Here is a 13,049-nt window from a genome sequence, read left to right as displayed (position 1 = left end):
CTCAAAGCGCTGCTGCCGACCCTTGTGCGTGCCTACGCAGGCATGCGCCTCATCGACGATAACGAAATCCGGGCAGGCACGTGCGAAATTCTCCCGACGCTTATCTGCCTTGATGTAGTCGAGGCTAACGACCGTGAAGGGATAAGCATCGAATACGGTCTGAACCGCCCCGAGTTTTCTAGACGCCTTCGGCTTGCGCTTTGTGCTGCCGTTCGAACTCGACGGGCGACAGCATCCCGTTCCGCGCGTGCTTGCGGGTCGGGTTGTAGAACATCTCGATGTAGTCGAACACGTCGGCCCGCGCCTCTTCCCTCGTGCGGTAGACCTTGCGACGGATCCGCTCGCGTTTGAGCAGGTTGAAGAAGCTCTCGGCCACCGCATTGTCATGGCAGTTGCCGCGCCGGCTCATCGAAGGCTCCAAATCGTGGTGCTTGAGGAACGAAGCCCATTCCAGGCTCGTGAACTGGCTGCCTTGGTCCGAATGCACCAGCACACGCTCCTTCGGCTTCCGCCGCCAGACGGCCGCCAGCAGCGCCTGAAGAACGACGTTTGTCGTCTGCCGGGCCTGCATCGACCATCCGACGACCCGGCGTGAGAAGAGGTCGAGCACGACCGCCAAATAGGCGAAGCCCTCGTGGGTGCGGATGTAGGTGATGTCGGTCACCCAGGCCTTGTCCGGCGCCTCCACGTCGAACTGTCGATCGAGCGCGTTTTGGACGACCAGAGACGGTTTGCCGCCATACTGCCCGGGCCGACGTTTGTAGCCGATCTGCGCCCGGATGCCGGCGAGCCGTGACAGACGCGCAACCCGGTTCGGGCAGCAGCTCTCGCCCATATCCGCGAGGTCGTCGTGGAGCTTGCGGTAGCCGTAGACCCTTCCGCTGTCCCGCCAGGCCGCGCGGATGAGCTCGGTCTGCCTCCGGTCTTCCCGTGCACGTCGGCTGAGCGGGTCCTTGAGCCAGGCGTAGAAGCCGCTTGGCTGGACCGACAGGCAACGGCACATGGCGCGGATCGAAAACAGCAGGCGATGCTCGGCGATGAACGCGTACCTCACCTTGCATCCTTGGCGAAGTACGCGGCCGCTTTTTTTAGGATGTCGCGCTCCTCGGTGACCCGCTGCAGCTCGCGCTTCAGCCGACGCACCTCGGCGGCGTGATCGTCGTCACGGGCCGCCACCGCAGGCTTCGCGTACCGCTTCTTCCACTCGTAGAGCGAGTACTTGCTGATCCCCAGCCGAGCCGCCACCTCTGCAACAGGATAGCCACGCTCCGTGATCTGAAGGACTGCGTCGCGCTTGAAGTCCTCGGTGAAGTTCGCTTTGCCCATCGGGGCCTCCTCGCCTCAAAAATTAGGGGAGAAGGCGTCCAGGAATCTAGGGGCGGTTCAGTCTGAGCGAGCGGCAGGCTGCGTTCCAGCCTGCTCGCCGTACCCGACGTGACTGCGACAGCTTCGATCCCAAAGCGCACCTTCAGCTCTCCTACCCACTGCTCGACGAGATGCGGAGGGCAGAGCACTGAGAACGTATCCACCTCGCCCCGATCCATCAGCTCACGCAGGATCAGGCCAGCCTCGATCGTCTTGCCGATACCAACATCGTCCGCGATGAGCAGGCGCGGCACCGGCAGGCGAAGGGCCATCAGCAAGGGGACAAGCTGGTATGTCCGAGGTTCGAAGGCGAGTTGCGCCGCGGACCGGAAAGGACCCGCACCACGGCGCAGGGTCAGACGCATCGCATCCGCGAGGAGCGCGGCCTTCGCCTGAACGGTTGTGGGGGCGTCGGCAGGCAGATCGAATCGTGCAGGCTCGACCGGCAGGAGCTCAAGGTCCGGGTCGAGGATGACCGCATCGTTCTCACCGCCCGAGAGTGGGCGGAGAGCCAGAACGCCATCTTGCGGGGACGGCAGCGCGACCCATTCGCGCCCGCGGGCGCGGACCAGATCTCCCGGGGCAAAATTCACGGTCATCAGGTCATCCCCCAAACATCGAAATCAACTCGTGGGGCACACCCGCTGTGACCGTCTCTGGCAGCTCGAACAGCGTCCAGCCCTTGGTTTCCGCCGCCTCGCGCGTTGCCGCGGTGAGGGGTGTGAGGCAAGCGGCCACGAAATGACTGCGCCAGGCGAAGTTCATCTCCTGATTAGAGAAGCTGACAGTGGAGGCGTCGGGGGCCGGAAGCCCCATCTCCTTGAAGGCGCTCGCCCATCCACCACCTTCAGCCGACTGGCCCGGCGAGACCGCGAGCACCACCTCGCCCCGCGCCAGATCGATCAGCATCTGCTTCGCTTCATCGCTCGTTCGGTCGATCAGCTCGTGATCAGGCTGGTTGAAATAGGAGAGCAGGCACCGATAGCACCCGCGAACACAGGCCTCCCCATCGTGACTGGCGAGCAGCTTGGCATCGCCAGCTGCGATCGCTTCATCGACCTTCGCAAAATGCATAAGGATCAGCGCTTCTCGGGCGACTTTGCCGAGGGCCTGCGGATCCTCGATCAGACGGCTCAACACCCCGGCACCGCCCTCTGCCGCTTCGTAGGCCAAGACGGCGCGGCGGTTGTCGCGGGCAGGCAATGGCTCGCCAAGTATCTCGCCCTCTTCCAGTTGGAAGACGACCGCAATCCCCCTCATTAGGGCATGCTGAACCGTCGCGATGGTCTTTGGCGCGTAGGCCGTAGGCTCGTTGAAACGGAAGAGAAGCGCGTTCTTATGGTCGCGGACGATGGGGACGATCCGAACCGGCCTCACGACATCCGGCGGCACATCGACATCTGGGTCTTCGTCTTCGGACTTCGACCAGTAGCCGCTGCGCGGGTCGATATAAAAACCGAACTTGGTCTGTTGTGCCCGGCGTTTCAGCCCTTTGTTAATCCGGCTGATCTCGGCGCTGTTGGCATATTGCAGATTGAGGATCGAGGTATCCTCGCAACGAAAGTCGGCCTCGGTGATCTGGACCCGGCCGTCCCGCTTTGGCCAAGAGAAGACGGTCTGAATCTCAAAGCCCTGGCGGACACGCTCTTCGTCATTTGCCGTGATCCGCTCTGTGGGCGCGGCTTCCACATTGTCGATCCGGAGCGTCCTCTGCACCGGCATCTCGCCCGCCATCGGGGCGTTGCAAGCGTGACAGCGCTCGACCTCGCCGTCATGACAGGCGCCGCAGTTCGAGCAGATGAAGATGTCTCGAGTGGCGAGCTCCGACCCGTCTCCCGTTCGGACTTCCGGCGGCAGCTTCGCCTTCATGACCCTGTAAGCGCGGCCTTCGTGGTAGATCAGGCTGCGCGGTCCGAACTCCGAAATGGCCAGGAAACGGGCGCGCTGGAGGAACGAGCCAGTTTTTCCATCCCCAGGGATGAAGGCATAAAGCGGCAGCCGGGGGAAATTGTATCCCGGTAAAAAGCCCTCTGTCGCGAGGTAGCGGTAGGAATAGAAGTCCGAGCCGTTCGTGGCCTTGCCCTGCTCCAGAATGGTGATCTGGTCGCTTGCCTGCATCTGCGCAGCCTTGATTCGACGACGGTCCGCGCCCGAGAGGCCCGTGATCTCGGAGCGAGCATTGGCCTCCATCAGCTGCGTTCGAGCTGAGTTATACAGTTCCCGCCAGCGACCGAAGGCTCGATCGAATTCCTGCGGCGCGCGCTGGGCGACCGCGGAGACGAAGTCATCTGGCTCAGTCATCCAGACGGGTTTCCGGCCAGCCACCGAGCCGAGAATCTGATCGAGAACGCGCTTCATCGGGAAATGCGCCGCACCCACCAACTCAGGCCGGTCGATGACGTTGTAGATCTCTCGCTTCAGCGGAAAGCCCGGTTGCGCCAGATCAAGAATTTCCGGAATGTCAGGAGACAGGGCGAGCTTCGCTTCGGCAAGCCAGACGGCATGTAGATGCGAGCGCACGAGCTCTTCATTGGTGATGTCGAGCGCAGGGGGACGAACAACACCAGCCACCATCTCATTGCGCCGTTCAAAGAAATACTGGTCGTGCGGCGATTGAGCGGCGCAATAGGTCACAATGACGGCAGCCTGCCCGGAGCGGCCGGCACGGCCGGCGCGCTGGGCATAATTCGCCGGCGTCGGCGGCACGTTTCTCAGATAGACGGCATTAAGCGCCGAGATATCGACGCCGAGCTCCATGGTCGGCGAACAGAATAAGGCCGGCAGAAACTGCTCCGACTCACCTGCCGCTTTGAGGTCGGCGGCACTCTTCGTGAGATTCTCCCGGTCTTCCTTCTCAAATCGGAAGCGCCATTCGCGCCATTCGCGCTGTTTCTGGGAAACTTGGGCTGTATGTTCGCGGCCTTCGAGGCCCCAATAGCTGCTATGGCCTGCTTTCATATGAGCAGCGATTTCATTGTAGAGATCGTGAAAATAGCGGTTGCCCTGCGCCGCTCCTGTCCTGATGGCTTCCCCAGGAACGATCCGAACCGCCGAAGGCGATAGACGCCAGCCTTGCAGATCGGCCTCAATGTCGACGCGCGACACTAACCCCTCACGTGCCAGGAGTTCCATAAGGCCCGTCATGACTGTCAGGTAGTCTGTCTTGCCGAGCTTGGTCCCAATGACGCTTTTTCGATTGATGAGGCGTCCGATACGGGAATTATGCCCGGCGCGGACGATCGTCTGTTCTTCCCGTAGCCCAATCCGGTCCTTGCCCGGAGCTTGCAGAAATAGGGTCGTGCGGCTTCTCGGCGTTTCTTTTGCGTCGATGGCCCAGGGGACGCGCAGGAGATTTCGCGACTTTTGAGCGACGGCGTCGAGGACAGTTAGATCGAGCGCTTCCGTTCCAACGGCCAGGCCGTCGAGCATGGCACCGAGGAGCAGCTTCAGCATCGACTTGCGCGCCGGCGCATCAAGCGTCCCAAAATCCGGCAAGATAGCCGTGAGGCGCTCTGTATCTTCCGCGATGTCATCGAGCCCAATGAACGCAACGTCGATGAGCTTGAGGACAGAGAGGCTCGGGTTGGTGTAGCGCCATCCCCGACGCAGATCTGTCCAGAGCCGATGGGCGAGAACCTTCGCGAGAGAGCGTTGAGCGTCTTCGCGAACTACAGCGCCGGCCTCGGGATCCGACATCCAGTGGATACGCGCATCTTTGTGGGCCGCAGTGAATCCGAGCGCCTTCACGACCCGCAGACCGAATTCGTCCTCGGCCATGCCGTCGTCGCCGGCATCCAGAACCGCTCGCAGGATCGCACCACGCAGGAGGCTGACGAACAAAAAATCATTGAAGTGGCCAGCCTGGAGGGCGGCGTCCTGCCGGTTGTCCGTGAAGCCGAGGAGCTTACGTTTCTCTTTGGGAACTCCGCTGTTGTTCCCGTTCATCCATTCCAGGGCGGTCGAAACGAGAAGTGTCGTGGCCGAGCTGCGGCCCTCACCCGATAGGCCGGCGAGTTTGGTGCGTTCGCGCATGTTGGGATGCGGCTGGTCGAGGCAGCACGGACAGAAACCAAACTTGCCTGGTATGAACCAAAATCTCTTCCCCAATGGATCGTAGCGACCATCCGGGGCTACCGTGATCATCTGGGGCAGTCTGCGTTTCCTGTTCGCCCGGAGTCGCTCGACGCCATTGCGCTCCTCGCGCCAGTCCTCGGGGTACGTTTCGATCTCGCCTGTAAAGGCATACTCTGAATCGCCATCGCCTGTGGGGGTCAGGTAACCGGCGGTCTCTCCCTCTTGATCGTCGAGCGGTGCGTCATCGATTCCCCTGGGTAGAAACAGAATGCCCTCGGCATCCTCGCTCTTCGTAATGACGTGGACCTCAAATCCGCATTCCCGGCAAAAGCGGGTAGGATAGAGGCGATGGCCCGGCGCACTGGGATCTTCGAGTTGGCCCTCGAACAACACGTTCCTGGGCTTGCCTGTCAGCGTGGTGAAAATCTCACCTGCGCCCGAGATGAATTGATGGAGCTTAAACGCCAGGAATGCGCCGTTTCCCGAGCCGCCCCGCTCCGTTTCCGGAAGGCTGACGCGCGTCAGGAATGCCTCGAGCCCGCTTCGGCAGGTTTCGATGTCGACGCCACTATCTTTTGAAAGCAGCGCTACGGCCTTTTCAAAAGGGATCGGCTTCTTGCGCTTGAGTTCCTGTGCGTCATCGAGGCCAATCGCCAGCTCCGTCCAAACCGCCAGCGGGTGTTCCTGCAGAACCACATCTGTCAGCTCCGCTGGAAGTACAGATGTCAGGACAGGCGCGAGCTTCGGCCGCACATCGCCGAGCTTCAGCCGATCATCCGTCGCCCGTCGAAGCGACTCGTCTATGACGGATTCCGGCCCGATGGGGGTCCCGAAAAGGCGCGACGCAACATTCGCCACGGCCTCAGCGCGATTGATATCGGATCCTTCGCTTGCCATGGTCGCCGAGGTTCCGATGCAGATTGGCGCCTTGTCTGGTGTGCATCGGTTGCGAAGGCGACGAACGAGGATGGCGACATCGGCGCCCTGGCGGCCGCGATAGGTGTGCAGTTCGTCAAGAACGATAAAATTCAGTCCGTTCGCATTTTCTATAACCTTGGTATCGAGCTGGTCCTGCCGCGTCAGCAGAAGCTCGGCCATCATGAAGTTAGTCAGCAGAATGTCCGGCGGGGCGTCGGCAATTCGCTGCCGATCCTCCTGGCTTTCCTGGCCGGTGTAGCGGCGGACAACCGGCTTAAGCTCGGTGGGCAGGCCGGACTGCGCGATGAATTTCTCGATCTCGTTGATCTGGCTGTTGGCCAGTGCATTCATCGGATAAACGAAGATAGCACTGGTTCTGCGTGGCCTTCCGGCCTTGCGGGCGCGAACGATCGCATCGACTACCGGTACGAAAAAGCAAAGCGACTTGCCCGAGCCTGTTCCCGTCGTAACCACGTAACTCTGACCCGCCTGCGCCTTGGCGATCGACTGGGCCTGATGGCGATGGAACCGCAGGGGCTCTGACCCGAACCGGAATATTCTGCCCGTCGCTTCATCGAGATCGCCCGAGGCGACCAGATCATCGACGGTTGGCCCCTGAAGAAACTTCGGGTTGAGAGACAGCATGGCATCAGGCCAGAAGCGCCCGGCATCATACTGGTGATCAACTTCAGACTTCAGGTCATCAGATCGAATGGTGCTGAACGACCGCGAGAAACGAGCGTAAGCATCGATAAGACGATGATCAAATTCAAACGCCTTCATTGCCAGCCTCGCCCCCCAATATTGTTATCATGCCACAATTATCATTCCGGTTGACCTTACTGATCTGTTTCCATGAAGACGCGAGGCCCCCCTGGGCAGGGATCGCCGTCCTGAATCGAACTCGGTTGCCAACCGGCTCCTCATTCGCAGTGCATCTTCGGATCGACCCATGGCGCTCACGCCCACAGGCACGACAATGGCGCCGCCACCAGCCGGTCGCCGAACGGCACGAGATCAGTGCTGTCGTAGAGGACGACGCCGAAGGCAAAGCGGTCCCCGCAGGCCTCGGCCAAGGCCCGCAAGCCAGCGAAGTCGCCGGCCTTGACCGTAGCGCTCGCCTTCACCTCGATCCCCACGATCATTCCGTCATCGCGCTCCAGCACGATGTCCACCTCGCGCATATCCCGATCCCGAAAATGATGCGGCGTCAGCCGCAAGTCCGAGGCCGTCATGAGCTTCAGCACCTCGGAGAACACGAAGCTCTCCAGCAGCGCGCCGAATGTCCCGCGATCGGCCTTCACTCTGTCGAAGGTGAGTCCGCGCACGCTGGCCAGCAGACCGGAATCAAGGAAATGCAGCTTCGGTGTCTTGACGATCCGCTTCAGCGCGTTCGTGAACCAGGGCTGCACAGTCGCGATCAGGAACACCTGTTCGAGCAGGGCCACGTAACGCTGCCCCGTCTTGTGGCTGACGTTGATGCCGGCACCGAACTGCGAATAATTGACCAATTGGCCCGAGTGCTCGGCCAGCAGCCGCACGAATTTCGGAAGCTCGGTCAACTTCTCCACATCGGCGATATCCCTGAGATCGCGCGTGAGGATCGAGGTGAGATAGGATCGGGACCAGTCCTGCCGCCGACGCTCGCTGTCGCGGCTGATCGCTTCGGGAAAGCCTCCGAGCAAGACGAGATGGACAAGTTCATCGCCGACGATCGCGTCCCGCTGGCTCTGGAGCTTCCCCTCGAACAGGCGCCCCAGGAAGGTCGGTGTCCGACCTTCGATCTCTGCCCTGGCCAGCGGCAGCATCTGGATGGTTTCCATCCTACCCGCCAAGCTGTCGGCGATCCGCGGCAGGGTCAACACATTCGCCGAACCGGTGAGCAGGAAGCGACCGGGACGATAGTCCTCGTCGACTGTCTTTTTGACCGCCAGCAACAGGTCCGGCGCGCGTTGGATCTCGTCGATGATGGCCCGGTCTAAGCCGCGAATGAAGCCGGCCGGATCAGATTGGGCGGCCGCAAGCACCGTCTGATCGTCGAGCGTAATATAGGTTCGACCGGCTTCCCCCATCTTTCGAACGAGCGTGGTCTTGCCGGCCCGGCGTGGTCCCACGATCAGGACCACCGGGGTATCCGAAAGGGCTTCCTCCGCCCGCCGCTCCACAAACCGCTCGAACATGCAATCCCCGACCTCGGTCGATTGGGACTATCGCTATCGGCTAATTGGAAGTCAATGGTCCGCTAATTGGGAGTTTGCAGGCAGCGATCTGGAAGGGCGGGAGGGGAAAGCCTTCCCCCTGGTCGGCGCCGGTGTCGCCGACACACCCCCTTCTGCGGGGAGGTCCCCGCAACGCCCCCTAGAGTGAGAGTGCGGACCGGCTTCGCCGTGACGGGTTGAGGGCTGGAGGAGAGGCCTCCGGCGCCCGTCGCGGAGACCCGCGATGTCCAGCAAAACCGCTTCGGCACGCCCCGGCCACGACCGGGTGAGCCTCTATTACGAAATCACCGGCAAGATCATCGCCGAGCTGGAGGCCGGCCGCGTGCCCTGGGTCCAGCCCTGGGGGACGGCTGCGGCGAAGGCTCCGCTCGCCATGCCGAAGAACGCCGCCACCGGCCGGCAGTATTCGGGGATCAACGTCCTGATCCTCTGGGGCGCCGTGATCGAGCACTGCTTCCCCGCCCAGAGCTGGCTCACCTTTCGCCAGGCGCTGTCTCTTGGCGGCAATGTGCGCAAGGGCGAGCGGGGCACGACCGTCGTCTATGCCGACCGCTTCGTACCCGACGATGAAAAGCGACGCGCCCGCGAGACCGGCGAGGAAGCCGCTGCGATCCCGTTCTTGAAGCGGTTCACCGTCTTCAACGCTGCCCAGTGCGAGAATCTGCCTGCCGACGTGGCGGCCGTCGCACCGCCGTCGCCAGATCTGGTCGAACCGCGGGTCGAGGCGCTCATTCGGGCGACCGGCGTTGACTTCCGCATCGGCGGCAACCGTGCCTTCTACGCGCCGGGCCCGGACTTCGTAATGGTGCCGCCGCCGCAGGCCTATTTCGAGCCGATCAACTGGCACCGCACGGCGCTGCACGAGCTGGGGCACGCCAGCGGGCATCCGTCCCGTCTCGGCCGCGATCTCGGCGGCGCGTTCGGCAGCAAGAAATATGCGTTCGAGGAGCTGGTGGCCGAGATGAACGCCGCCTTCTGCTGCGCCTCGCTCGGTATCGTCCCGACCGTGCGCCACGCAGACTATATCGGCTCCTGGCTCGAGGTGCTGCGCGAGGACAACCGCGCCGTCGTGCGCGCCGCCTCCCAGGCCAGCAAGGCGGCCGACTGGATACTCGGCTTCCTGCCCGACACCGAGAGCGCCGACGCCACAGCGCAGGAGGCGGCGTGATGCTGGGCCTCCTCACACCAGCAGCTTCCGTTTTTGGGTCTCTCTGAGTCGTCGGCTTTGCGGCGCGGTCCTCCAAGAGTGAGAGGGCTGCGCCGGTTTTCGTGACGGGTTTCAGTCCGAGAGAGAGGCTCCCGGTGCCCGTCGCGGAGACCATCCAGATGGCTACTGCTATTCAGAAGATCACCCTGTCGTCCTCGCGCGACATTCCCTTCAACAAGCTGGTGCTGAGCCAGTCCAACGTCCGGCGCGTGAAGGCCGGCGTCTCGATCGAGGAGCTGGCTGAGGACATCGCCCGGCGCACGCTGCTCCAGAGCCTGAACGTCCGGCCGGTCCTCGACGCCGAGGGCGCCGAGACCGGCATGTTCGAAATCCCGGCTGGTGGGCGCCGCTACCGGGCGCTCGAGCTGTTGGTGAAGCGGAAGCGCCTGGCGAAGACCGCGCTGATTCCGTGCGTGGTCCGCGATCCGGGCACCGACATTCTCGGTGAGGACGACTCGCTGGCTGAGAACATCCAGCGTGCGCCGCTGCATCCGCTCGACCAGTTCCGCGCCTTCCAGGCCTTGCGTGAAAAGGGGCGCTCCGAGGAGGACATCGCCGCGGCGTTCTTCGTCGGCGTGAACGTCGTGAAGCAGCGCCTGCGCCTGGCGTCCGTCTCGCCGACTTTGCTGGACCTCTACGCCGAGGACGGCATGTCGCTCGAGCAGCTCATGGCCTTCACCGTCACCGCCGATCATTCCCGCCAGGAGCAGGTCTGGCAGGCGATCTCCGGCTCTTGGTCGAGCGAGCCCTATCAGATCCGCCGCATGCTGACGGAGAAGACGGTGCGCGCCTCCGACCGGCGGGCGGTGTTCGTCGGGCTCGACGCCTACGAGGCAGCGGGCGGCGTGGTGCTGCGCGACCTGTTCCAGTCCGACGATGGCGGCTGGCTCGAGGACGCCGCGCTGCTCGACGGCCTAGTCGCCGAGAAGCTGAAGGCCGAGGCGGAAACGATCGCCGCCGAGGGCTGGAAGTGGATCGAGGTCGCCTTCGACTTCCCCTATGGCCACACCCACGGGCTGCGCGCGCTGGAGGGCGTCGCCACCGATCTCACCAGCGAGGAGCGGGCGACGATCGACGCGCTCAACGCCGAATACGCCAATCTCGAAGCCAAGTATGAAGGCGTCGACGAGCTGCCCGATGAGGTGGACGAGCGCCTCGGCGAGATCGAAGCGGCGCTCGCCGCCTTCGACCATCGGCCTGTCACCTATGACCCCGCCGACATCGCCCGGGCAGGCGTCTTCGCCAGCATCGATGCCGAAGGCGCGTTGTCGGTCGACCGCGGCTACGTCCGCCCGCAGGACGAGCCGCCCGTGGGCGAACCGGAGCAGGACGGCGACACCGATCCCGCAACGACCGGAGCGCGCGGCGCCGATCCCGAAGCGCCCGTGGTTCAGCGCGCCGTCATCACCATCGGCGGCCAGATCGCCGGGCCTGACGACGAGGAAGACGAAGACCTGAAGCCCCTGCCGGACCGCCTCGTCACCGAACTGACGGCCGAGCGGACGCTGGCGCTCCGCAACAAGCTCGCGGATACGCCCGCCGTAGCGTTCCAGGCCGTGCTGCACAAGTTCTGCCTCGACGTCTTCTCCCGCTATTTCTCGTACGGGACGGCGATGGAGGTGTCGGTGCGCAGCGCGAGCTTCCCGGTGCAGGCGCAAGGGCTGAAGGACACGGTCGCGGCGAAGGCGATCGAGGCGCGCCGCAAGACCTGGGAGGAGCGCCTGCCCAAGGACAAGGCCGATCTCTGGGACTGGCTCACGACCCTCACCGGCGACGAGCAGGCGACGCTCTTCGCTCATTGCGCTTCCTTCGGCGTCAATGCGCTCTACGAGAAGGGCGACCGCTACGGCGCGGGCGTCTCGTCCCACACCGTCGAGCAGCGCATCGCCGAGGCCGATCGCCTGGCCGAGGCCGTCGATCTCGACATGGTGCAGGCCGGCTGGCGACCGACCGTCGAGAATTATCTCGGCCGGGTGCCCAAGCGCCGCATCCTCGAGGCGGTGCAGGAAGGCGCCGGCGAACGGGCGGCGCAGCTCATCGACCATCTGAAGAAGGGCGACATGGCCAAGGAGGCCGAACGGCTCCTGGCCGATACCGGATGGCTGCCGGAGCCGCTGCGGATCTCCGCCGCGGACGATGCGCCTATCGAGACCGCCGAAGCGGAGGACGACGGCGAGGCGCTGCCCGAATTCCTCGCCGGCGACGATGAGGAAGCGGACGCCGAGGCGCCGCAGGTGATCGCGGCCGAGTAGCTCGCGCGCGGGGCGGCTTCGGCCGTCCCGCGTCTCTTTCCCTTCAACCGACCCGACAGCCCGGCCTCCGCGTCGGGCCTTCTCGTTTCAGGAGACCGTCATGACCGATACATCCGACACCACGCCGCAACCCGCCGCGCCGCTTTCCGATTGGGAGATGAAGGCGGTTGCACGCGCCAAGCTCGAGGCCGAGCTTTTCACCCTCAACAAGGCCACGGTGCTCAACGCACTGACGCTCGCCGGCGTCACCCGCGTCGTCGTCAGCTTCGACGGCTACGGCGACTCCGGCCAGATCGAGAATGTCGAAGCTCAGGCCGGCGACGATCCTGTCACCATGCCTGCCGCGGCCATCGAAATCGCCGAGGCCGTCTGGGACCACGCCGAACCGGCGCGCTCGTCCGTCAGCCTCGCCGAAGCGGTCGAGCGCTTGGCCTATGACGTTCTCGAAAAGACCCATTGCGGCTGGGAAAACAACGACGGCGCATACGGCGACATCGTCTTCGACGTCGCGGAGGAGACGATCACGCTCGATTACAACGAGCGCTACACCGCCTCCGAAAACTATACCCACACGTTCTGAGGAGGCGGCCATGGGACATTGCTATCACCACGCCCTCTCCTCGGTGAGGAAATGGGGCGGCGTCGCGGAAGACTATCTGCCGCTGCACCAATGGTTCGACGAGTCGAAGGCGATCACCGCCGACTTCCGCCACCGGGCGCTGAGGCATCACGCCGAAGGCATCTTCATGCTGGAGCGCTTCTTCGGTCCGACGATCACGATCTCGACTGGCCGCGTCGTTCCGGTGCGCCTGGTCGGCGAACAGCACGTGGTCGAGGATCTCGGATTCATTCCGAGCTTCGCCGACTGGGTGCGCTGCATTCGCCCCCAGCCCTGGATGGGTCGCGCGCAGCCGATCCACAAGCTGGTCGATCCCTTCGCCGTGACGTCCGGCGCGAGCACCGACGACGCGTGCGCCGCACCGCCTCCTTTGGACGCCAGCGCCGCCTAGCTGC

At 63.7% G+C, this 13,049-nt stretch carries 7 protein-coding genes; 4 read left to right on the top strand and 3 right to left on the bottom strand.

All coding sequences use genetic code 11. The annotated features are described in order from the left end of the window. Positions 1 to 178: 178 nt before the first annotated feature. The 3 genes from GGQ98_RS01850 to GGQ98_RS01840 all read right to left on the bottom strand — a co-directional run bounded on the left by GGQ98_RS01850 (position 179) and on the right by GGQ98_RS01840 (position 8,537). A protein-coding gene (locus tag GGQ98_RS01850) for an IS3 family transposase (RefSeq protein ID WP_184064223.1) occupies positions 179 to 1,326 on the bottom strand; the annotation gives its coding sequence in 2 pieces (ribosomal slippage) (positions 179 to 1,092 and positions 1,092 to 1,326; 1,149 coding nt in all). 642 nt (positions 1,327 to 1,968) lie between these two features. Continuing rightward, complete coding sequence (locus GGQ98_RS01845; protein ID WP_184064220.1) at positions 1,969 to 7,140, bottom strand: DEAD/DEAH box helicase; 5,172 nt, start codon at positions 7,138 to 7,140, stop codon at positions 1,969 to 1,971. Positions 7,141 to 7,316: 176 nt separating this feature from the next. After that, complete coding sequence (locus tag GGQ98_RS01840; protein ID WP_184064217.1) at positions 7,317 to 8,537, bottom strand: ATP-binding protein; 1,221 nt, start codon at positions 8,535 to 8,537, stop codon at positions 7,317 to 7,319. A 262-nt stretch (positions 8,538 to 8,799) separates the two neighbouring features. On the opposite strand from GGQ98_RS01840, the gene GGQ98_RS01835 reads away from it, so the two are divergent. From GGQ98_RS01835 to GGQ98_RS01820, 4 genes are all read left to right on the top strand, one after another. After that, positions 8,800 to 9,744 carry an ArdC family protein gene (locus GGQ98_RS01835; protein WP_184064214.1) on the top strand — a complete coding sequence of 315 codons (945 nt, stop codon included), beginning with the start codon at positions 8,800 to 8,802 and terminating at the stop codon, positions 9,742 to 9,744. A 158-nt stretch (positions 9,745 to 9,902) separates the two neighbouring features. Further along, complete coding sequence (locus GGQ98_RS01830; RefSeq protein WP_184064211.1) at positions 9,903 to 12,035, top strand: ParB/RepB/Spo0J family partition protein; 2,133 nt, start codon at positions 9,903 to 9,905, stop codon at positions 12,033 to 12,035. Positions 12,036 to 12,135: 100 nt separating this feature from the next. Then, positions 12,136 to 12,615, top strand: a complete 480-nt coding sequence (locus GGQ98_RS01825) for a DUF6878 family protein (RefSeq protein WP_184064208.1) — start codon at positions 12,136 to 12,138, stop codon at positions 12,613 to 12,615. A 10-nt stretch (positions 12,616 to 12,625) separates the two neighbouring features. Next, positions 12,626 to 13,045 carry a DUF6915 family protein gene (locus tag GGQ98_RS01820; protein ID WP_184064205.1) on the top strand — a complete coding sequence of 140 codons (420 nt, stop codon included), beginning with the start codon at positions 12,626 to 12,628 and terminating at the stop codon, positions 13,043 to 13,045. The last annotated feature ends 4 nt before the right edge of the window (positions 13,046 to 13,049 follow it).

The organism is Sphingosinicella soli (assembly GCF_014199685.1).
GTDB classification, from domain to species: Bacteria; Pseudomonadota; Alphaproteobacteria; order Sphingomonadales; family Sphingomonadaceae; genus Sphingosinicella; species Sphingosinicella soli.
This window is presented reverse-complemented; position numbering and strand designations above follow the sequence as displayed.